General features: G+C 62.9%; 19 protein-coding genes. 7 read left to right on the top strand and 12 right to left on the bottom strand.

Annotated elements, in window-relative coordinates; translation table 11 throughout:
• Positions 1-9: 9 nt before the first annotated feature.
• Together PG892_RS06155 and PG892_RS06150 are read right to left on the bottom strand one after the other, a co-directional pair.
• Positions 10-708 (bottom strand): L-ribulose-5-phosphate 4-epimerase, encoded by a 699-nt coding sequence (locus tag PG892_RS06155; protein WP_039040096.1) that lies wholly within the window; start codon positions 706-708, stop codon positions 10-12.
• Complete coding sequence (locus PG892_RS06150; protein WP_270825232.1) at positions 705-2,381, bottom strand: ribulokinase; 1,677 nt, start codon at positions 2,379-2,381, stop codon at positions 705-707. Before PG892_RS06150 ends, PG892_RS06155 begins: the two co-directional genes overlap by 4 nt.
• Positions 2,382-2,741: 360 nt before the next feature.
• On the opposite strand from PG892_RS06150, the gene PG892_RS06145 reads away from it, so the two are divergent.
• From PG892_RS06145 to araC, 4 genes are all read left to right on the top strand, one after another.
• Positions 2,742-3,725 (top strand): arabinose ABC transporter substrate-binding protein, encoded by a 984-nt coding sequence (locus tag PG892_RS06145; RefSeq protein ID WP_041215304.1) that lies wholly within the window; start codon positions 2,742-2,744, stop codon positions 3,723-3,725.
• A 66-nt stretch (positions 3,726-3,791) separates the two neighbouring features.
• Positions 3,792-5,288 carry an L-arabinose ABC transporter ATP-binding protein AraG gene (araG, locus tag PG892_RS06140; protein ID WP_010674476.1) on the top strand — a complete coding sequence of 499 codons (1,497 nt, stop codon included), beginning with the start codon at positions 3,792-3,794 and terminating at the stop codon, positions 5,286-5,288.
• Positions 5,289-5,336: 48 nt separating this feature from the next.
• Positions 5,337-6,338 carry an L-arabinose ABC transporter permease AraH gene (gene araH / locus PG892_RS06135; RefSeq protein ID WP_010674477.1) on the top strand — a complete coding sequence of 334 codons (1,002 nt, stop codon included), beginning with the start codon at positions 5,337-5,339 and terminating at the stop codon, positions 6,336-6,338.
• A 132-nt stretch (positions 6,339-6,470) separates the two neighbouring features.
• Positions 6,471-7,382: an arabinose operon transcriptional regulator AraC gene (gene araC, locus PG892_RS06130; protein ID WP_039040092.1), complete on the top strand. Its 912-nt coding sequence runs from the start codon at positions 6,471-6,473 to the stop codon at positions 7,380-7,382.
• Between the two features lie 68 nt (positions 7,383-7,450).
• On the opposite strand, the gene ykgO is transcribed toward araC, so the two are convergent.
• The gene (ykgO, locus tag PG892_RS06125) at positions 7,451-7,576 is read right to left on the bottom strand and encodes a type B 50S ribosomal protein L36 (RefSeq protein WP_270825231.1); all 126 of its coding nucleotides are present in this window, start codon (positions 7,574-7,576) and stop codon (positions 7,451-7,453) included.
• On the bottom strand, positions 7,573-7,842 hold the full coding sequence (locus PG892_RS06120) for a type B 50S ribosomal protein L31 (RefSeq protein ID WP_010674480.1): 270 nt from the start codon (positions 7,840-7,842) through the stop codon (positions 7,573-7,575). The genes ykgO and PG892_RS06120 overlap by 4 nt, the downstream gene beginning before the upstream one ends.
• 225 nt (positions 7,843-8,067) lie before the next feature.
• Between PG892_RS06120 and PG892_RS06115 the strand changes: the two genes are divergently transcribed.
• Positions 8,068-8,322, top strand: a complete 255-nt coding sequence (locus PG892_RS06115; protein WP_010674481.1) for a DinI family protein — start codon at positions 8,068-8,070, stop codon at positions 8,320-8,322.
• A 10-nt stretch (positions 8,323-8,332) separates the two neighbouring features.
• Here the strand turns inward: PG892_RS06115 and PG892_RS06110 are convergent, their stop codons facing one another.
• The 6 genes from PG892_RS06110 to dcuC all read right to left on the bottom strand — a co-directional run bounded on the left by PG892_RS06110 (position 8,333) and on the right by dcuC (position 15,148).
• The gene (locus PG892_RS06110; protein WP_270825230.1) at positions 8,333-8,650 is read right to left on the bottom strand and encodes a hypothetical protein; all 318 of its coding nucleotides are present in this window, start codon (positions 8,648-8,650) and stop codon (positions 8,333-8,335) included.
• Positions 8,651-8,664: 14 nt separating this feature from the next.
• On the bottom strand, positions 8,665-9,414 hold the full coding sequence (locus tag PG892_RS06105) for a DUF2927 domain-containing protein (RefSeq protein WP_081331906.1): 750 nt from the start codon (positions 9,412-9,414) through the stop codon (positions 8,665-8,667).
• An 83-nt stretch (positions 9,415-9,497) separates the two neighbouring features.
• Positions 9,498-10,001, bottom strand: coding sequence for a M48 family metallopeptidase (locus PG892_RS06100; protein ID WP_010674483.1), 504 nt, complete (start codon positions 9,999-10,001; stop codon positions 9,498-9,500).
• A gap of 130 nt (positions 10,002-10,131) precedes the next feature.
• Positions 10,132-11,775 (bottom strand): hypothetical protein, encoded by a 1,644-nt coding sequence (locus PG892_RS06095; RefSeq protein WP_266139701.1) that lies wholly within the window; start codon positions 11,773-11,775, stop codon positions 10,132-10,134.
• 280 nt (positions 11,776-12,055) lie between these two features.
• On the bottom strand, positions 12,056-13,705 hold the full coding sequence (locus tag PG892_RS06090) for a bifunctional metallophosphatase/5'-nucleotidase (RefSeq protein WP_270825229.1): 1,650 nt from the start codon (positions 13,703-13,705) through the stop codon (positions 12,056-12,058).
• A 90-nt stretch (positions 13,706-13,795) separates the two neighbouring features.
• Complete coding sequence (gene dcuC, locus PG892_RS06085; protein ID WP_052815289.1) at positions 13,796-15,148, bottom strand: anaerobic C4-dicarboxylate transporter DcuC; 1,353 nt, start codon at positions 15,146-15,148, stop codon at positions 13,796-13,798.
• 323 nt (positions 15,149-15,471) lie between these two features.
• Here dcuC and PG892_RS06080 point away from each other — a divergent pair, with 323 nt between their 5' ends.
• Positions 15,472-16,077 carry a DUF922 domain-containing protein gene (locus PG892_RS06080; protein ID WP_052815290.1) on the top strand — a complete coding sequence of 202 codons (606 nt, stop codon included), beginning with the start codon at positions 15,472-15,474 and terminating at the stop codon, positions 16,075-16,077.
• 117 nt (positions 16,078-16,194) lie between these two features.
• On the opposite strand, the gene mnmC is transcribed toward PG892_RS06080, so the two are convergent.
• Positions 16,195-18,210 carry a bifunctional tRNA (5-methylaminomethyl-2-thiouridine)(34)-methyltransferase MnmD/FAD-dependent 5-carboxymethylaminomethyl-2-thiouridine(34) oxidoreductase MnmC gene (gene mnmC / locus PG892_RS06075; protein WP_270825227.1) on the bottom strand — a complete coding sequence of 672 codons (2,016 nt, stop codon included), beginning with the start codon at positions 18,208-18,210 and terminating at the stop codon, positions 16,195-16,197.
• A 90-nt stretch (positions 18,211-18,300) separates the two neighbouring features.
• Here mnmC and fabB point away from each other — a divergent pair, with 90 nt between their 5' ends.
• Positions 18,301-19,512 (top strand): beta-ketoacyl-ACP synthase I, encoded by a 1,212-nt coding sequence (gene fabB / locus PG892_RS06070; protein ID WP_045524722.1) that lies wholly within the window; start codon positions 18,301-18,303, stop codon positions 19,510-19,512.
• Between the two features lie 80 nt (positions 19,513-19,592).
• Here fabB and PG892_RS06065 read toward each other — a convergent pair whose 3' ends face one another.
• Complete coding sequence (locus PG892_RS06065) at positions 19,593-20,072, bottom strand: GNAT family N-acetyltransferase (protein ID WP_270825240.1); 480 nt, start codon at positions 20,070-20,072, stop codon at positions 19,593-19,595.
• Positions 20,073-20,147: the final 75 nt, after the last annotated feature.

Here is a 20,147-nt window from a genome sequence, read left to right as displayed (position 1 = left end):
TGTCCTCTTTTAGGCTTTTGTCTGGCCGTAATAGGCGTGTTTGCCATGCTTGCGCTGGTAGTGCTTCTCCAGCAGGTAATCGGGCAGGGGGCGGGCCCCCGGGTTGATCTGGCCGGTGAGCCAGGCCATGCGGGCCACCTCTTCCAGCACCACGGCGTTGTGCACTGCGTCCTCGGCGCTCTTGCCCCAGCTGAAGGGGCCGTGGTTGGCCACCAGCACCCCCGGCATGGTGAGGATGGGGGTCTGCTTGAGGGTTTCGACGATGAGATGACCGGTCAGCCCCTCGTAATCCTCCTCCACTTCACCCGGGGTGAGCAGGCGGGAGCAGGGGATCTCGCCGTGGAAGTAGTCGGCCTGTGTGGTGCCGAAAATGGGGATGGGGCGCCCCGCCTGGGCCCAGGCGGTGGCATGGGTGGAGTGGGTGTGCACCACGCCGCCAAGCTCCGGATAGGCGCGATAGAGCACCAGGTGGGTGGCGGTGTCGGAGGAGGGGCGAAGGTCCCCCTCCACCTGCTTGCCCGCCAGATCCAGCACCACCATGTCCTCGACCCGCATCCGCTCATAGCTGACGCCGCTTGGCTTTATCACCACCAGATTGCGCTCTCGGTCGATGCCGCTCACGTTGCCCCAGGTGAAGGTCACCAGGCCATGGCGCGGCAGATCCAGATTGGCGGCGAGCACCTGCTCCTTGAGGGTCTTGAGGTTCATGCCGGTACCCCCCGGTTGTAGAGGGGTTCGGCGGCGGCGCCCCAGGCGAGGTAGCGCTGGTAGAGGCGCTCGTATTCGGCGACCCGCTCGGGGTGTGGCTGGTGGGTGCGCTCCACGGCGCTTGCCATGTGGTGCTGGGCCTTGGCCACATCGGGATGGATCCCGGCCGCCACGGCGGCAAAAATGGCCGCCCCCAGGGCGCAGCACTGATCCGAGGCCACCACCTGGATAGGCCTGTTCATCACGTCGGCGCAGGTCTGCATCACGGTGGTGGACTTGCGGGCGATGCCGCCAAGGGCGATCACCTGCTCCACCGGCACCTGCTGACTGGTCATGCACTCCATGATGCTGCGGGCACCGAAGGCGGTGGAGGCCACCAGGGCGCCGAAAAGATCGGGGGCATCGGTGCCGAGGTTGATCCCCGTGAGGGTGCCCTGCAGGCGCTGGTTGGCATAGGGGGTGCGCCGGCCGTTGAACCAGTCGAGCACCACCGGCAGGTGCGCCAGGTCGCGCTGCTGATCCCAGGCGGCGGCGAGGCTGGGTAACAGGGCCTGCTTGTGGCGCTCGATGGCGGTGCGAAGCTCCGGATACTGGGCGGCGAGGCTGTCCAGGGGCCAGCCGAGCTGGCGCTGATACCAGGCATAGATGTCACCGAACGCGGACTGTCCTGCCTCCAGCCCCACCATGCCCGGCACCACGCTGCCGTCTACCTGGCCGCAGATCCCGGCAATGGCCCGATCACCGATGGTGGCCTCATCTGCGATCAGGATGTCGCAGGTGGAGGTGCCTATCACCTTCACCAGCGCATTGTTGCCGGCCCCGGCTCCCACCGCCCCCATGTGGCAGTCAAAGGCGCCGCCGGCGATCACCACCTCGCAGGAGAGGTGCAGCCGCTCCGCCCACTCCGGGGTCAGAGTGCCGACCGGGAGATCGGCGGTCCAGCTGCCGGTAAAGAGGGGGAAGTCGAGATCCTCCGTCAGCAGGGGATCCAGGGCATTGAGGAAGTCGGCGGGGGGCAGGCCGCCCCAGCTCGGGTGCCAGAGGGACTTGTGGCCGGCGGCACAGCGCCCGCGCTTGAGGGTGGCCGGGGCCTGGGTGCCGCTCAGGACGGCGGGGACCCAGTCACACAGCTCGACCCAGTTGCAGGCGGCGGCGCGCACGGCGGCATCGGCGCGGGAGACGTGCAGGATCTTGGCCCAGAACCACTCGGAGGAGTAAATGCCGCCGATGTAGCGGCTGTAGTCGGGGAACTGGCCGCCGTGGCACAGGGCGGTGATGGCCTCGGCCTCCTCGATGGCGGTGTGATCCTTCCACAGCACGAACATGGCGTTGGGGTTGTCGGCAAACTCCGGACGCAGGGCCAGCACACGCCCTTCTGCATCGATGGGGGCCGGCGTCGAGCCTGTGCTGTCCACCCCGATGCCGCGCACGGCGGTGCGCTGACTCGGCGTGAGCTGGCTCACCACCGCCACCACTGCCTGCTCCATGGACTCCAGATAGTCGAGGGGGTGGTGGCGGAACTGGTTGTTGACCGGCTGGCAGTAGTGGCCTGCCTGCCAGCGCGGGTAATAGACGACATGGGTCGCCAGCTCGGCGCCGTCCTGGCAGCGCACGGCGAGTGCCCTGACCGAGTCGCTGCCGAAATCGAGTCCGATGACGATGTGCTCAGACATAAGTGCTCCTGACCATCAATGAGGGGTGACTGGGGGGAACCATAGGAGATGGGCAGGAGGGGCGGTTAGCCATTGGCTGCTGGAAATATGGATTTTAACGCTGTCAGTGCGACAGGGTGACGGCTCTCTAAAATTCAATATGTGACGAAATTGCTAATTATATAGACGAAATGGCTGCAATCTCATGGCGTGATCCTGCTCTCCATTTTTAATTGTGAAAACGATTACAACTTGGTTCGCTCAACCAGCAACAACAATAACGTCCTGTTTAAGCATGTTTTTATATGGCTGCGACTTGATTGACTCAACGAGCAGCACTGCGTGGATACATGGATTGATAGAACCGTTGGAGACATTCGCATGAACAAAATCGTTAAAGGCATGATCGCGATGGGGTTCGCCCTTGGTATGGCAAATTCTGCTTTCTCGGCCGAAGCGCTGAAGCTGGGCTACCTGGTCAAGCAGCCCGAGGAGCCCTGGTTCCAGACCGAGTGGAACTTCGCCGACAAGGCGGGCAAGGATCTGGGCTTCGAGGTGATCAAGATAGCCGTCCCCGACGGGGAGAAGACCCTCAATGCCATCGACAGTCTGGCGGCGAATGGCGCCAAGGGTTTCGTCATCTGTACCCCGGATCCCAAACTCGGTGCCGCCATCATGGCGAAGGCCAACAGCATGGATCTGAAGGTCATCACGGTGGATGACCAGTTCGTCAACGCCAAGGGCCAGCCCATGGAGCAGGTGCCGCTGGTGATGATGGCCGCCACCAAGATTGGCGAGCGTCAGGGGCAGGAGCTCTACAAGGAGATGCAAAAGCGCCAGTGGGACGTAAAGGCGACCGGGGTGCTCGCCATCACCGCCGACGAGCTCGACACCGCCCGTCGCCGGGTCGAGGGCTCCCTGGGCGCGCTCAAGGCCGCCGGTTTCCCCGAGGGCCAGATCTTCCGCGCGCCCACCAAGAGCAACGACATCCCGGGGGCGCTGGATGCCGCCAACTCCATGCTGGTGCAACACCCCGAGGTCAAGAACTGGCTCATCGTCGGCATGAATGACAACACCGTGCTCGGCGGCGTGCGCGCCACCGAAGGGCAGGGCTTCAAGGCGGAGAGCGTCATCGGCATCGGCATCAACGGGGTGGATGCGGTGAACGAGCTCTCCAAGTCCAGCGCCACCGGCTTCCTCGGCTCCCTGCTGCCCAGCCCGGACGTACACGGCTACAAGAGCATCCAGATGCTCCATGACTGGGTCGTCAACGGCGCCGAGCCTGCCAAGTTCACCGAGGTGACCGACGTGGTGCTCATCACCCGCGACAACTTCAAGGCCGAGCTGCAAAAGAAAGGGCTGTGATCCCCATCCCTTGATACCCATGCCGGCATGGCGGAGTGCGCCGTGCCGGCTGGCTGGAGTCATCTCATGAATCAAGTTCCATATCTGGAGTTTTGCGGCATCAGCAAGGAGTTTCCCGGCGTCAAGGCGCTGCAGAACGTCTCCTTCGCCTGCCAGCAGGGCACGGTACACGCGCTGATGGGAGAGAACGGGGCCGGCAAGTCCACCCTGCTCAAGATCCTGAGCGGTTTTCAGGCGCCCACCCGCGGGGTGGTGAAGCTGGCGGGTCAGGAGAAAGTGTTCCAAAACACGGTCGATGCCCTTGAGAGCGGGATTGCCATCATCTATCAGGAGCTGCACCTGGTCCCTGAAATGAGCGTGGCGGAGAACATCTACCTGGGGCAGTTGCCGACCCGGCGCGGCGTCATCGATCGGGAGAAGCTCTATCAGGATGCAGCCAGGCAGCTGGCGCGCCTCGGGATGGACGTCTCCCCCGAGACGCCGCTCAAGTACCTGTCCCTGGGTCAGTGGCAGATGGTGGAGATCGCCAAGGCCCTGACCCGGGACGCCAGCGTCATCGCCTTCGACGAGCCGACCAGCAGCCTGTCGTCCCGCGAGATTGAGCAGCTGTTTCGGGTCATCCGCCAGTTGCGGGACGAGGGCAAGGTCATTCTCTACGTCTCCCACCGCATGGATGAGATCTTCGCCCTGTGCGATGCCATCACGGTGTTCAAGGATGGCCAGTTCGTGCGCACCTTCGCCTCCATGGCCGAGGTGGACCGGGATCTGCTGGTGAAGACCATGGTGGGGCGCGAGCTGACCGACATCTATGGTTACAGCCCAAGGCCGCTTGGCGAGGCGGGCCTCAAGGTGGAACACCTGATGGGACCCGGCCTCAAGGCGCCGGTGTCGCTCGAGGTAAAGAGAGGGGAGATCCTCGGCATCTTCGGGCTGGTGGGGGCCGGGCGCAGCGAGCTGATGAAGCTTATCTTCGGCGCCGAGACACCTCGAGGGGGCGAGATATCGGTGTTTGGCAAACAGGTGGTCATTCAGAGCCCCATCGATGCTATTCGCAGCGGCATCATGCTCTGCACCGAAGACAGGAAGGCGCTCGGCATCATCCCCATCCATTCAGTGCAGGAGAACATCAACATCAGCGCCCGCCGCCACCACGCGTGGGGAGGCTTCTGGATCAACCAGAAGTGGGAGGACGAGAACGCGAGGCTGCGGATCCGCGACATGCGGGTCAAGACCCCGTCTCCCCAGCAGGCCATCATGAACCTCTCCGGCGGCAACCAGCAGAAGGCCATTCTGGGACGCTGGCTGTCGGAAGACATGAAAGTGATCCTGCTCGACGAGCCGACCCGGGGCATCGACGTCGGGGCGAAGAACGAGATTTACAACGTGATTTACGATCTGGCCAAGGTGGGCATCGCCGTGGTGGTGGTCTCGAGCGAGCTGCCGGAGGTGCTGGGCATCGCGGATCGGATCCTGGTCATGCGGGAGGGGGAGATCGCCGGCGAGCTTTCCCACGACGAGGCCAACGAGGTCAAGGCGCTCAATCTGGCCATGCCGGCCCGTTGATCTGCTGACCGCAACGAGATAGCACCCGGAATTTTCAGGAGAAATACCATGACAACAACGACCTCGGTCGGCCAAGCCGCCAACGACACCGCGGCGAGCGGTACCCGCCTGCAACTGACCCGCATCTGGGATCAGTACGGCATGCTGGTGATCTTCGCCATCCTGTTTCTGCTCGCCTGCGTGCTGGTCCCCAACTTCGCCAGCCTTATCAACATGCGGGGGCTCGGGCTTGCCGTCTCCATGTCGGGCATGGTGGCCTGCGGCATGCTGTTCTGCCTCGCCTCCGGCGAGTTCGACATGTCGGTGGGCTCCGTGGTGGCCTGCTCCGGGGTTGCCTGCGCGGTGGGCATCAACGCCACCGAGAGCATCCCCCTCGGTATTCTGGCCGGTCTCTCGGTGGGCCTTGTCTTTGGCCTCATCAACGGCATCGTCGTGGCCAAATTCAAGATCAACGCCCTCATCACCACCCTTGCCACCATGCAGATGGCGCGCGGGGTGGGCTACATCATCTCCGACGGCAAGGCGGTGGGCATCGTGGAGGAGGGCTTCTTCGAGCTTGGCAACTCCGCCCTGCTCGGCATCCCGACGCCCATCTGGCTGACGGCTGTCTGCTTCGTGTTGTTCGGTCTGCTGCTCAACAAGACCACCTTCGGGCGCAATACCCTGGCCATGGGGGGCAACGAGGAGGCGGCGCGTCTGGCCGGGGTCAACGTGGTGCGCACCAAGATCATCATCTTCACCATGACCGGGCTCATCGCCTCGCTCGCCGGCATCATCCTCGCATCCCGCATGACCTCGGGTCAGCCCATGACCTCCATCGGCTTCGAGCTGGTGGTGATCTCCGCCTGCGTGCTGGGTGGGGTCTCCATGAAGGGGGGGATCGGCAAGATCTCCTACATCATCGCCGGGGTGCTGATCCTGGGGCTGATGGAGAACGCCATGAACCTGCTCAACATCTCCCCGTTTGCCCAGTACGTGGTGCGTGGCCTCATCCTGCTCGCCGCCGTGCTGTTCGACCGCTACAAGCAGGTGCGCAAAGCCCGTATCTGAGCGATGTCTTTCCTCGTCACCGGGTCGGCCTCGCGCCGGCCCGGTGTTTTCCCCGGCAAGCTGTGAGCCAGTTCAACAATTTCACAACGCACAGCTTGCGAACTTAGGGGGTTCCTACGCCGGATCTCTACAATGGCCCATGTCGACTTTTTTACCGAAACCCTGTTTTCCGCCATGTCCTCGATGCAAAAAGAGAAGCCGAAACAACTCAATCCCCTGCTGCCTGGCTATGCCTTCGACGTCTTCCTGGTCTCGGGGATGACTCCCATCGAGCAGGGGAGCGCGCTGGATTTCACCATCGACAGGCCCCACGGCATGAAGGGGTTCATCGTCAACCTGACCATCAAGGGCAAGGGGCAGATCTTTCAGGGGGACAAGGCCTTCACCGTGGAACCCGGCGACCTGCTGCTCTTTCCTCCAGCGGCGGTGCACCATTACGGCCGGGCGCCGGATGCCCGGGAGTGGTATCACCGCTGGGTCTATTTCCGGCCGCGGGCCTATTGGGCTGACTGGCTCAAGTGGCCCCAGGTGACGGAGCAGGTGGGGCGGCTGCAACTGGCGGACAACCAGCTGCTCACCGAATTCGACGCCCTCTTCCTCGACATCGAGGAGACCCACAAGCAGCTGCGGCCCATGTCGGAGCAACTGGCCATGAACCTCTTGGAGCGGTTGCTCATCCGCTGCTACGAGGCATCGTCCCAGAATGCCTATCCCGCCATCGATCACCGGGTCCACGAGGCATGCCAGATCCTGAGCGAGTCCCTCTCGGCCGAGATCTCGGTGGAAGCGCTGGCGGAGCAGGTGTTCTTGTCCCCCTCGCGCCTCGCGCACCTGTTTCGCGAGCAGGTGGGGGTGAGCATAGTGCGCTGGCGTGAGGATCAGCGCATCATGCGGGCCAAGCTGCTGCTGCAGACCACGCCGCTGTCGGTCGCCACCATAGGCCAGCAGGTGGGCTATGACGATCAGCTCTACTTCTCGCGGGTGTTCCGAAAGCGGGTAGGGGTCAGCCCCACCGAATACCGCAAGTGCGCCACCCCGCTGTGAGCAGAGCCCAGAGATGACAAAGCCCTCATGACGAGGGCTTTTGTTATCCATGAGGGGCGGATGCGCAATCAGCCCTGACGAACCTTGAACCTGGGATTGCTCTTGCAGATGACGAACAGCTTGCCGCGTCGACGCACGATCTGGCAATCCGGGTGACGCGACTTGGCGGATTTCAGGGAGGCGAGGACTTTCATTGTTTCTCTTTTCCTTTGCTGAAGAACTGACCGAATCGCTGGCCGAAGCGAGCGACCTGACCTTCCTTGCCGACCTGCTTCTGTTTGCCGGTATAGAAGGGGTGGGACGCGCTGGAGACATCCAGCGTCACATAGGGGTAGGTGTTGCCATCTTCCCACTCTCTGGTGCGATCGGTGGCCAGCGTGGAGCCGATCAGAAAGTAGGTATTGCTGGCGAGATCGCGGAACAGAACCTTGCGGTATTCAGGGTGAATATGGGGGCGCATGATTGCCTCTTTTGTTATGTTATAACAAGAGGTGAATAATGCGATGGATGAGAATCAATATCAACTGTTTTTTCCATGATGACAGCGATGGGGGAAAATCGGGGCCGTTCGGCTGCACATCGTCAGCGAGAAGGTGTGAGCGGTGAGGGCCTATGTGCAGCCACCATCTTTACTTTTTAAAAGTGCTGTATAAAAATACAGTAAACTATCATGGAGACGTACCTTATGCGCCTGGAAATCATCATCGACAGAAAACACCAGATCCCCACCTCGACCATGGAGGCCTTGCGCCAGGAGCTGCTCAAGCAACTGGGTGAGCGCTTTCCCGATCTGCATGTGCGGGTGGCACCGGGTAGTGCCATGGCGCTGACGGTCAGTCGCGCCAGCAAGGAAGACAAGGAGCTGGCCGAAGCCATGGTGCAGGAGGTGTGGGAAAACGCCGATAGCTGGATGCCGGAAGAAGAGGCTCTGGAGGCCTGAAGATAGGCTCTCAGCGGCAAGCATCGTCGTGATCCACCAGGGCGCGAGGAGGAACCTCCAGTCGGGTGATGATCCCTGTACCGGCTTTGCCGAACCGCTCTTCAAAACACGCAGCCATGGGCTGCGTGTTGCGTTGATGGGGTAAGCGCATGACCATGAAGGCGAAAGGCGAAAGGCGAAAGGCGAAAGGCGAAAGGCGAAAGGCGAAAGGCGAAAGGCGAAAGGCGAAAGGCGAAAGGCGAAAGGCGAAAGGCGAAAGGCGAAAGGCGAAAGGCGAAAGGCGAAAGGCGAAAGGCGAAAGGCGAAAGGCGAAAGGCGAAAGAGTCATGTTTCTGGCTGCGCTCAGAGTCCCGCCCAGCGCTTGAGGCTGTCGACCTGCACCCGTTGGGTGGCCTGTGCGATGTCGCCATTGACACGCAGTGCCTTGAGGGCCGTGGGGAGCGCTGCGCGCACCTCGTCCGCCGTCATACCCGGTTGCAATGCCGGGTGGTAGGCAAGCTTGAGCAACACGTAGTCGAGCCCGGTCAGAAAGCTGTCGATGCTGCTGTCATTGAAGATGGAGGGGAACACCTTGTCCGAGTCGTTGGGCAGCCCCATCACCTGGCTCAGCTCTTCCACCACGCAATCCAGAAAACGACCCTTTGCCCGGCTGTAATCCACCGGAATGATGATGGTGGCACGGGTGATCTCGTAGCGAGCGTTGGTGGCGAAATTGGCCAGGCAAATCCCCTCCTTGAGGGCGATGCGCACCGACTCGTCCTGGCGCATGGTGCGCGCAGCCCAGCTCGCCATCTGTTTGTGCCGGGTCATGATGAGGGTGAGATTGGGGTTGTCGTTGACAATCTCGATGGGGTGACCGGTGATCCTGCTCAGGTGACGGGTCTGTACCTTGACGACCTCGGCCTGCAGCGGCTTGTCGCCGAATTCGTTGACGAGCTTGAGACGCACGGGGCCCGGCCAGCGGGAGAAGTGCTCCTGTTGTTCATGGCCATACTCCCGTTTCATGGCGATTTCCATGAAGCTCTGGACAAGGTAGTCATCACGCTGCCAGCGTTCGGTGGCCGACAGCGGCAGGGAGAAGAGCCAGAGCATCAGCCCCGGGAGCAACCAGTGCCCATGGCGAACGGGCTGGACAGGTGTGTGCCATGGGCGCATCTTGCCTCCTTGCAAGGGGATCAGCGGGCGGTACGCTCGATGTCACGCCAGGTGAGCCAGAGCCTGAGATCGAACTCCAGTTGATGATAGTCCGGTTCCATGTGCTGGCAGAGCTGGTAGAAAGCCTTGTTGTGATCCTTCTCCTTCAGGTGGGCCAGCTCGTGCACCACTATCATCTTGAGAAAGGCGGGATGGGCCTCCTTGAACAGGGCGGCGATGCGGATCTCGTTCTTGGCCTTGAGCTTGCTGCCTTGCACCCGGCTGACATAGGTGTGCAGTCCCAGAGCATCCTTGATCACGTTGATCTTGCCGTCGAAGATCACCTTGGAAAGCGGCGCCGAGCTTTTCAGGTAGCGGTTCTTCAGCTCCATGGTATAGGCGAGCAGCGCCTTGTCGCTCTGGACGAGGTGGGTTTGCGGGTAGCGTTTGGCCAGCATCTCGCCGAGTTTGCCCGCCGCAATCAACTGCTGTACCTGAGCCTTGAGTGGCTCCGGATAGCCCCCCAGATAAGTCAGCTCCGCCATGATTCTTTCCTCTGCCGCGAAAAAGAGCGCCATTGTAGTCAGGATGGGGCGCCTTGAATATGGTCGGCCCCTTCTTTATGACGGCAACGAAAAGGGGCCATCACCAGGATGGCCCCTTCTGTGTGCCTGATTAGCGGCGCCGGTACAGGCCCGGATCCACCTCTTCATACTGGTCTGTCAGATACTGGTAGAAGGCAAGGTGGGAGGGGGAGGTCGGAGTCTTGAGCTCCTGTGCCACCCGCTCCGGTTTGGCGATGATGAATTTGGGGTGTTGGCGCTGGATGTCAGCCAGCACCCGCTCGCGCACATCGTAGGGCGGGTTGACGTTGGCAAAGAACAGATAGGCGGAGGCCGGCTGGCGATCGGTCCAGAGGTAGTATTGCGGCTGGATGCCATCGACCCAGATCTTGTCGGTGGGCGCCGTCTCGGCCAGGATACGATCGACCCTGACCTGGGCGGGGGGATTGAACGGCCTGCCCTTGAGATTGCCTTCCCAGGCGTTGTTGACCAGCAGTACCAGCATGGCCAGCGAGGCGAGCCAGGGGGTGGCGCTTCGCACGTCCCAGGCGCGCCAGAGCGGGACCAGAATGAGCACGGGCAAGGCCCACAGCAGGCTGTTGCCGAGCACCTCGCGCACCCGCTCCAGAGACCACTCCTTGGTGCTCCAGCCGTAACCGAGCTGCTGGGCCAGCAGCCAGCTGGCGGTCAGCACCACCAGGGAGATGCAAAGCAGCCCCAGGGCATCGGATCGCTGCTCGCTTCTGTCCAGCAGGCAGGCGAGCGGCAGCAGGCCAAGCTGCAGATAGAGCACGTCATAGTGATCGAACACATGTCCGGAGACCGAGTTGGCGATCAGGGTGAACAGCACCCCCAGCAGGGTGGCGCACAGCGCGGGGAGATACCACTCCTGGCGGCGCCCGAGCATCAGCACGAGGAAGGCGGGCAGCAGCATGATGAGGCCGGTGCGCAGCAGACCGACGGCGCCCACCTCAGGAGAGAAGCCGTTGCCGTAGCTCCCTTCAAAGAAGATGCCGAAGGCGTAGTATTTGAACTCGGTCAGCACGTCGTGGTGCTGGAAGTAGGCATAGAGCGGGCCGCCGACGAGGGCCAGTCCAAGCAGGCTGGAAAAGAGCAGGGCAAAGGCGCAGCGCCACTGCTCACGCAGGCACCAGTGACAGAAGAGCACCAGATACCAGGCCCCCCAGAAGGCGCCGTTGTTGGTGCGCATCCAGGCCACGATGGCGAAGGTGAGTGCGGCGACCAGGGCCGGTCCCCAGCTGAATCGCTTGTCCAGCAGCATGGTGATGAAAGCCCACTGGGCGATGAGGGCCAGATGGAATGTCCAGTCCTCTGTCATGTTGCCGTAGTAGTAGCGAGTGCTGTAGAGCGCCAGCAGGGCCAGCATGCTGCCAAGTCGCGCCCGCACCGAGAGCCCGAGCTGCGAAAAAGCCTGCCAGCTCGCCATGAGGCCCAGCCAGCAGAGCACCCACTCCAGCAGCCAGATCCCGAAGAAGCCACCAAGGCCATAGCCCAGTGCATCGAGGGCGAAGATCATGGGACCCTTGATGTCGATCATGTCCCGATAGAGTACGCCCCCCTCGCTCCACATCTTGCCCATCACCGCAAACAGGGAGGCATCAAATCCCGGGGCCATGCCGTGGAACAACGGATTGCGTAGACAGAACAGCAGAGCCATCAGGGCGGTGAGCAAGATGACCGACGGCCTGATCCCGGGATTGTGGCGGTGCGGGGTAAAGCGGATGGCATGATTCATGGGTGACCTGTTCCTGCGGGAAAGACTGAAAAAGCGGGCTTATCTTGCCGAGCCGGGCTGCACGATGCAATGGAAGAAGTGTAGGCACCTGAAATAATTCGTAAAAGTATCGTTTTCACGCCTCTGGCTGCACTGGCAGGCCCCATCACAAGACAGGGCAGGCGCAGTCGGGCGTCACAGCCTGAGGTTGCATGGTAGGGGGGCCTGCGCCTGGGAGCGGATCAGGATTCCCCTATGCGGTGGAAAGGCGGCACCGACCCGGGATGGGCCGGTGTCAGATTCACTGGCCGTGATACTCCACCAGGGCCGGCAGAGGGCTGAGTTCCGGCAGGTGGCGTGCCCAGCGCAGGAAGGCATCCGCCAGGGTGATGCCGAGCTCCTGATTGTGCTGGGTCAGGGTGCGGGCAAGGGCCGTGTAGCCCTCCTTGCCGGAGGCGGTATAGGCACTGGAGACCCCGCGATAGATGGCATCCGGCTCGACGTGCAGCCACTGACCCGGGCTGGCTTCCCATTCCAGGCGAGTGATCCTCTCCCCTTTGGGCCTGTCGGCCTGATAGCAGAAGCGCACCCCGGCGGTGTAGGGGAAGCTGCCGCTGCCATTGCCCGTCACCCCGTTGTTGGTGGCGTTGTCGATGGCCCCCTCCAGTGCCTCGGCCAGTTCATGGCCGTGCACCCGGTAGAGGGTAAGGGGAATGGCAAAGGGCAGCAGGCGTCCGGCAACGTCTGCTTCGGTCAGGGGGCCGGGCTCGAGGGAGCAGCGCACGCCCCCGGCATTGTGCAGGGCAAAGTCCACCTGACCCACCTGTTCGCGGGCACTGGCCAGCATGGCGCTCGCTACCAGGGGGGCGACCTGGCTGCCGGCGGGCTGGGTGGCATCGGGCAGCCGCTGATGGTGCAGTGGCCCGGCGAGGCGGGTCACGATGCGGCGGGTCATGGTCTCGAGCTCGGGGCGATAACGCCGGGCCAGATGCAGCTCGAGCTCGGGGGCCGGTTCGCAGAAGTGCAGCCCCGCAGGAGGCGTGGAAGCAAAGGGCCAGGGATCCCAGGGTAACCACTCCAGCTGGCCGCGGCTTTGGCACACGCGTCCCTGCTCGTCGAAGGTGAGTTCGCACACCCCGAGACAGAGGGCGCTGTGGGCGGCGTGCAGGATGGCCACCCCGTTCACCATGAGGGGATAGCTGCCTTCGCTGTCGAGCCCGAGCGGCGCCAGATCCCCCAGCAGGCTGTGGGTGTGCCCGCCGACGATGAGGCTGAGCTCGGGGAAGCGGGTCGCCAGTCGCTTGTCCTGCGCCAGACCCAGGTGGCTGAGCAGGATGATGTGCTGGATGCCGGCGGCCTTGATCTCTTCGAGGGCGCGGCTCAAGGTCTCTTCGATACCGTGGAAACGGGTGTGGGGATCGGGGCTCGCGATGGCGGCCATCTGCGGCAGCGTGATGCCGAGCAGGGCGAAGGGCACGTCGTCGATGACGCGCTTGTGCCAGGGGCGGCTCGCGTCAAACAGCTGCGGCAGTCCCTGCAGCCGCAGCGGGACATCGGCGGGCTCCTGACGGTTGTCGATGTTGGCGGCGAGCACCGGAAAATCGAGCTGGCGCAAAAATTCCACCAGCGGCCCGTTGCCCAGATCGAATTCGTGGTTGCCGATCACCATGGCATCCGGTCGCAAGAGGGCCAGCAGGTCCGCATTGGCCCGCCCTTTGAAGCGGTTGAAGTAAAGTGACCCCTGGAAGGTATCGCCGCCATGCAGCAGCAGGCAGGTCTGGCCGGCTGCCTCGGCCTGTTGGCGCAGGGCGGTGAGCCGGGTCAGGATGCGGCCATAGCCGCCGCACTGGGTGCGCCATTCGGACTCGCCATCGGGGGAGAAGCGCATGGGGGCGCCATCGAAATGGGAGTGGCAGTCGCTGAAGTGGGCAAGTTGAACCGTCATACTCAAGGCTCGGTCCTCCTTAGGAAAAAAGAGCACCGAGTCTACTGCATGGGGTGGGGGGGATACCAGCCCGGCGGCAGCCGGGCCGGTAAAGAGTCAGGCGGGAACCATGATCTGGGTGGCGAGGATCACTACCAGCAGGCCGACGGCCACCGGCAGCGAGGTACGTTTGACCACCTCGAACGGAGAGAGATTGCCCATCCCCGCACAGGCGACCACCACCCCGGAGACCGGCGAGATGGTGCGGCCGAGGTTGGATGCCTGCAGCATGGGGATCACCAGATAGGCTGGGTTGACGCCGAGGCTGGTGGCCAAATGGGGGATGAGCTCCACGAAGGCGTAGAAGGGGGCGTTGCCGGAACCCGTGGTGAAGGCCGCCAGGGTGGTGATGACCACCAGCACCAGCATGATGACGATGCCGCCGGTACCGAAGCTCTGGGCCAGATCCAGGAGGTTGGCGATGAAACCAAGCCCCATCAGACCCTGGGCAAAGACCCCGGCACCCACCAGCAGCATCACCACGCCGGCGAAGGCGTCGGCCATGTTGCGCCAGCACACCTGCAGCCCGTCCAGCAGCTCGCGGCCGTTGCGCTTGCGCACCAGCTCCAGCAGGGCGGCCAGCACCAGGCAGATGACGATGATGGTGACGATGTCGAGCTTGGGCCCCAGTTTGCCGTCAAACAGCAGCACACCGATGATGGGGGTGAAGGGGAGGATGGCGTAGAAGCCGGGGGCGTCGGTGACGAGATCGCTCGGGGCGACCGCGACGTTGTGCTCCCCGGCCTTCTGATCCAGATAACGCTGCCAGAAGAAGTGGGTCACCGCCATGGCGGCGATGGCCACCAGGGAAATGGGCAAGGTCAGCTTGAAGGCAAACTCGATGAGCTCCATGTTCGCGGCCTGGGCGGCCATCACCACGTCCCCCGAGGTGGGGGAGAGGATGATGGCGGCCGGCGAGGCGCACACCGCCGCTGCCGCGCCACGGGAGATCCCCATGTTGACCATCAGCGGGAAGAGGGTGGCCATCAGCAGAACCCCGAGGCCGGTTGCGGAGCTCACCGCCAGCGACATGGCGCAGGCGACCAGATAGGCGGCCACCAGCAGGATGTAGGGGGACTTGATGACACCGAGGGGCTTGCTCGCGAGCTTCACCAGTATGGTGTTGGCGCCGATGTGGCTCATGTAGCCGGCAAAGCCGCACAGCACCATGATGAGCATGCCGAGGCCACCCCCCCTGTCGACCAGCAGGAAGCGCACGTATTCGAAGATGTCGGTGGCCATGTGGCCGGTGGAGGGGACGCTCGCCGGCAGCACCGCCTTGCCCATCAGGGCGGTGATCGCCAGCAGCAGCAGGCCGCCGCTGAGCAGTACCCCGGTGGCGGAGTAGCCCTTGAAGATGTAGCGACCCACGGCCAGGGTGACCAGGGTGCCGATCAGGAGTTCTATCATAAAACCTTCCCAAGAGTTGAAGTGAGGGGGTGGCCTGCCAGGGCTCACCAGAGGGTTGCGCTGGACTATCCGGTATCGGCCAACAAAAACACTGCGGATATTACCCACTAAGGAGTATTTCACCATCCATTCGATGGCAGCTTGTGATCTCGACTGCAAATCCCCGCCTGAGCCGGGGTGATGACTCGCACGTTTGCAGCAACCGGGTGCCAAGAGCGGATGACAGGGGGCTGGATCAGGGGTAATCTCCCAATCGGGTTATTAATTCATTGATTATTAATTGAAATTAAGCCGGGACTCACAAGGAGCAAAGCCGCGGACAGATGGGACTCTTCAGCAAGACAGGGGTGACGGTGGCCCTCATTTATGCCGCCTCAATCGGTGCTGTACCTTCCCACTATGCCGGTGTGAAGGTCGCCCCCGATATCAAGGTCGACTTCCAGTTCTATCGGGTCTCCGGGGCCGATGTGGGGGCCGTGATGCGCCAGATCACCGCCTTGTCGCCCACCCAGGCGGACGGGCACATCGGCAAGGCCAGTTATCAGCTCTCCTGGCAGTTGCAGACGAAGGCGACGGCGACACGCTGCGAGCTGGAGCAGGCCAGCGTCCGTGTCCGCATCCAGGTCAGGGTCCCCAACTGGATGGACAAGTCCCGTGCGCCCACGAAGGAGCGCCAGAAGTGGGACAAGCTGGTGGCCGCCATGTTTGACTACGAGAGCCGTCACAAGGATATCCTGCTGGAGAGCGTGAGCCAGCTTGGCACGCGCCTCGCCCAGTTGCCGGTGACCCGGGATTGCCCAACCCTGGAGCATCAGGGCTGGCAGGCAGGGCAGGCGGTGCTGGAGGCCACCCGGGCGCGGTTCGACACCCTGGCCAGCCAGACCGATCAGGGGCGCAAGCTGGGGGTCGTCTGGCCCAGGGCTGGCTGATGACACGTGTACAGGCCCATGGCCGCTCATGGGAAACATAAAAAACGGGCTGACTGAGCCCGTTTTTTGTTGGTGCGCCAAATGGTGTGGAGGCGGGCAGCCCCGGCTCCTGGGGAGTTAGTCGCGCAGTGGCTTGCCCTTGCGCAGTCTTCGCACCCAGTAGCGGGCGGGATGGATCGCCTCCAGCAGATCGGAGGCCAGCGGCAGGGGATCGCCGCAGATCTCGCTGGCGACCAGCTCGCCGCACAGGGGCGCCGAGCACAGACCCCGGGAGCCGAGCGCCCCCAGCACGTAGAGGCCGGCGTGCAGGGGTAGTGCGCTCTGCTGATCCGCGGGGGCGTTGACGTCATGATCCGCCAGCGCCGCCAACCGGGCGACGGGCCCGGCTACCGGCAGGTGATCCCGGCTGGCGCAGCGCACCCCGATGCGGGCCTGAGCACCGCTCACATCCACCTCGGCCGGCCAGCGCTGCTGGGGCACACAGGCTTGCAGCCGCGCCCTGTTCTGCTCCTGCTCGTCGGTGCGGTAAGCTAGATCGGTCTGGTTGCGGCCATAGCTGGCCCCGATACAGTGCGCGCCGTTATGGGCCGGTGTGAGGTAGCCATCGTAGCAGAGCACGGTCTTGAGCTGGCTCAAGCCAGCCGTGGTCGGCACATGGCTCACCTGACCGCGCACCGGATAGAGCGGCAGCTCGGCAAAGGGGAGAAGGGCTGGCAACTGATGCCCGGCCGCCACCACTAGATTGGGGGCGTGCCACTGGCGGCCATCCCGGCTCTCCACTCGCCAGCCATCGGCCTCTTCGGCAATACGCGTTACAGCGGCATTGAACAGCACTTCCAGCCGCCCGCTGGCCTGCGCCTCCCTGATGGCGGCGCGGGTGAGATCCGCCGGACAGAGCCAGCCCCCCAGGGGATAGCTCACACCATCCGCATCGCAGGGCAGGCCGACCACCTGCTCAACCTCCGCTGCCGAGAGTGGGTGCATCAGCTCGGGGGGGAAGGGGCCCTGGCTCATCTTGGCAAGCTTGGCGGCGGATTTGTCGTCGTAGCCGAGTTGGGTGACGCCACACAGCGAGAAGGCGACGGGGTGGTGCTTTGCCAGGGCCAGCAGCCGGTTTCTGGCAAAGCCAAAGGCCAGCGAATAGAAGCGCGACAGGGCATCGTGCTCGCCGTTGAGCAGGGGGTAGAGGGCTCCTTGTCGATTGCCGGAGGCGCCGCTGGCCGGTTCGCCATCTTCGCACAGCAAGGTGACGTGCCGACCCCGCTCCACCAGAGAGAGCGCCGTCATGGCGGAAGCGATGCCGCCACCGATGATGAGCACCTCTCCCTCCCGCCCTGCGGGGCGGGCGTACCAGGGGGCGATGCTCTGCTGCGGCACTTTGCCTTCCCGAACACCCGCCAGCATCTCCCGCTTGCTGCCGTGGCCCTTCACCTTCTTCATGGCAAAGCCGGCGGCAATCAGCCCCCGTCGCACGAAACCGGCGCAGGTAAAGGTCGAGAGGGTGGCATCGGGGCGGGCGAGGCGAGCGAGATCGTCGAAGAGATCCTGGGTCCACATCTCTGGGTTCTTGGCAGGGGAGAAACCGTCCAGATACCAGGCGTCCACCAGACCGGTTGCCGGATGGGGCACCTGGGGCAGCATCTCCTTGATGTCGCCAAACCAGAGGTCGAGGCGGATGCGGCCATCGGCAAAGAGCAGGCGATGGCAGCCGGAGACCGGCAACGGCCACTGGTCGATGAGAGGCTGGCTCAGGTGGGAGAGCTCGGGCCAGGCGGCCAGGGCCTTGCGCAGATCGGCCTGGGTAAGGGGGTATTTCTCGACGCTGATGAAGTGCAGCCGGGATCCGTTGCCGGACAGGGGGGCCTGTTCCAGAAAGACGGCCATTGTGGCCAGAAAGTTAAGTCCTGTACCGAAACCTGTTTCACCAATCACGAAACTGTCACTATCGTGGTGCGAAAATCGCTCTGGCAGTCGATTTTGCTGCAAAAAGACGTAGCGGGTTTCACTTAGACCGTTATCATTGGAAAAGTACACATCCCCGAACTCACTGGAGACTGGAGTTCCCGCTTCGTTCCAGTCCAATCGGGCATGATGTAAGGATGTTTGACTCACGTTTTCCTCGGCTCGCGTCACAAAATCGCGGGCATTCTACGTGAAAGCAGACCAGTTTGGCAGCCGAAAGCGGGTAGACTCGGTGCCAGTTTTTCCAGACGAGATGAATTAATGAGAAGAGCAGTGATCACCGGTATCGGCGTCATCTCCAGTATCGGCAACAACAAGGAAGAGGTGCTGGCCTCCCTGAAAGCAGGCAAATCCGGCATCACCTATTCCGAGCAGTTCGAGCAGTACAACCTGCGCAGCCGTGTCTGGGGTAACATCAAACTCGATCCGTCTGAACTGATCGACCGTAAAGTCATGCGTTTCATGGGTGACGCCGCGGCCTACGCCTACCTCTCCATGCAGCAGGCCATCGAAGATGCCGGCCTGCCGGAAGAGATGGTCTCCAACGAGCGTACCGGCATCGTGACCGGTTCCGGCGGCGCCTCCGGCAAGAACACCTCCGAATCTGCCGATATTGCCCGTGAAAAGGGCGTCAAGCGGGTGGGTCCCTACATGGTGCCGCGTACCATGTCCTCCACCACCTCCGCCTGTCTTGCCACCCCGTTCAAGATCAAGGGTGTCAACTACACCATCAGCTCCGCCTGTGCGACCTCTGCCCATTGCATCGGTCACGCCCTGGAACTGATCCAGCTTGGCAAGCAGGACATCATCTTTGCCGGTGGCGGCGAGGAGCTGGACTGGTCTTCCACCATCCAGTTCGACGCCATGGGCGCGCTCTCCACCAAGTACAACGACAGCCCGGAAAAAGCGTCCCGCACCTATGATGCGGACCGCGACGGCTTCGTCATCTCCGGTGGTGGCGGCATCCTGGTGGTCGAGGAGCTGGAACACGCCCTGGCCCGTGGTGCCCACATCTACGCCGAAATCACCGGTTACGGTGCGACTTCCGACGGCTACGACATGGTGGCACCGAGCGGTGAAGGCGCCGTGCGTTGCATGAAAATGGCGATGCAGGGTGTCGGCAAGGTGGACTACATCAACACTCACGGTACCTCTACTCCGGTTGGTGACACCAAGGAGCTGGAAGCCATTCAGACCCTGTTTGGCAGCAATGCACCCAAGCTCTCCGCCACCAAGGCGATGACCGGCCATGCCCTGGGCGCCGCCGGCGTGCACGAGGCCGTCTACTCCCTGCTGATGATGGAACACGGCTTCATCGCCCCCAGCATCAACATCGAGAATCTGGACGAGAAAGCCGTGGGCCTGCCCATCGTGCGTGAATACGAAGCGGCCGACCTCAATACCGTCATGTCCAACAGCTTCGGCTTTGGCGGTACCAACGCCTCTCTGGTGTTCAGCAAGTTCAAGGCTTGATCTCCCTGTGGGGAGCGCAACGCGAAATAGAAAAAGGCGCCGAAAGGCGCCTTTTTTGAACTCTTTTTATTGAATTCTTTTTATTGAACTCTGCTGATGGTTCCCGGTTCTGGACCGCTGTCTGCCAGGGGCAACCGCATATAGACAGCCCCGTCACCATACTCCACCAGCGATTTGCCGGTGTCGGCGGGCACAAACCCCTGCTTGCGCCAGAAGGCGGGGGCATCCTGAACCGCCACCAGGCCTGCATGGCGATATCCTGCATGGCTCGCGAAAGCGAGCGCCCTTGCCAGCAGTCGCTGTCCGACACCCAGGCCGCGTGCCTTGCTCGAGACAGCGAGATCGTGCAGATAGAACTCGTCGTGACCGGCAAGCGCCTTCATCGGCACCGAGAGGGGCGGGGGCTGGTGGGCACGCCAGGGGTGGCAGAGCAGGTAACCCAGCACCTTGCCCTGACGCTCGGCCACCCAGCAGGAGGCGGGGGCCAGCTCGGTTTTGTTCTGCATCACCTCGAGGGGCTCGGGTTCGAACTGGTGATAACACTCGTGCTGGATGGCCATGTTGACATCCTCCCCCACCTTAGCGCTTCGCGTCACAGGAGGGGGATTCCCATTACTGGGTGATAGCTGCTCGCG

The organism is Aeromonas sp. QDB68, from assembly GCF_027707405.1.
GTDB classification, from domain to species: domain Bacteria; phylum Pseudomonadota; class Gammaproteobacteria; order Enterobacterales; family Aeromonadaceae; genus Aeromonas; species Aeromonas caviae.
The sequence above is the reverse complement of the archived record's forward strand: the minus strand, read 5'-3'. Positions and strand labels throughout refer to the sequence as shown.

Excerpts from the sequence above, each read along its gene's own strand:
- PG892_RS06105 (WP_081331906.1), bottom strand. The coding sequence starts at position 9,414 with ATGCTCTGGCTCTTCTCCCTGCCGCTGTCGGCCACCGAACGCTGGCAG.
- PG892_RS06115 (WP_010674481.1), top strand. The coding sequence starts at position 8,068 with ATGCGCCTGGAAATCATCATCGACAGAAAACACCAGATCCCCACCTCG.
- PG892_RS06100 (WP_010674483.1), bottom strand. The coding sequence starts at position 10,001 with ATGGCGGAGCTGACTTATCTGGGGGGCTATCCGGAGCCACTCAAGGCT.
- PG892_RS06110 (WP_270825230.1), bottom strand. The coding sequence starts at position 8,650 with ATGACTCTTTCGCCTTTCGCCTTTCGCCTTTCGCCTTTCGCCTTTCGC.
- dcuC (WP_052815289.1), bottom strand. The coding sequence starts at position 15,148 with ATGATAGAACTCCTGATCGGCACCCTGGTCACCCTGGCCGTGGGTCGC.
- araG (WP_010674476.1), top strand. The coding sequence starts at position 3,792 with ATGAATCAAGTTCCATATCTGGAGTTTTGCGGCATCAGCAAGGAGTTT.
- araC (WP_039040092.1), top strand. The coding sequence starts at position 6,471 with ATGGCCCATGTCGACTTTTTTACCGAAACCCTGTTTTCCGCCATGTCC.
- PG892_RS06120 (WP_010674480.1), bottom strand. The coding sequence starts at position 7,842 with ATGCGCCCCCATATTCACCCTGAATACCGCAAGGTTCTGTTCCGCGAT.
- ykgO (WP_270825231.1), bottom strand. The coding sequence starts at position 7,576 with ATGAAAGTCCTCGCCTCCCTGAAATCCGCCAAGTCGCGTCACCCGGAT.
- fabB (WP_045524722.1), top strand. The coding sequence starts at position 18,301 with ATGAGAAGAGCAGTGATCACCGGTATCGGCGTCATCTCCAGTATCGGC.
- PG892_RS06080 (WP_052815290.1), top strand. The coding sequence starts at position 15,472 with ATGGGACTCTTCAGCAAGACAGGGGTGACGGTGGCCCTCATTTATGCC.
- PG892_RS06150 (WP_270825232.1), bottom strand. The coding sequence starts at position 2,381 with ATGTCTGAGCACATCGTCATCGGACTCGATTTCGGCAGCGACTCGGTC.
- PG892_RS06095 (WP_266139701.1), bottom strand. The coding sequence starts at position 11,775 with ATGAATCATGCCATCCGCTTTACCCCGCACCGCCACAATCCCGGGATC.
- PG892_RS06065 (WP_270825240.1), bottom strand. The coding sequence starts at position 20,072 with ATGGCCATCCAGCACGAGTGTTATCACCAGTTCGAACCCGAGCCCCTC.
- araH (WP_010674477.1), top strand. The coding sequence starts at position 5,337 with ATGACAACAACGACCTCGGTCGGCCAAGCCGCCAACGACACCGCGGCG.
- PG892_RS06155 (WP_039040096.1), bottom strand. The coding sequence starts at position 708 with ATGAACCTCAAGACCCTCAAGGAGCAGGTGCTCGCCGCCAATCTGGAT.
- PG892_RS06145 (WP_041215304.1), top strand. The coding sequence starts at position 2,742 with ATGAACAAAATCGTTAAAGGCATGATCGCGATGGGGTTCGCCCTTGGT.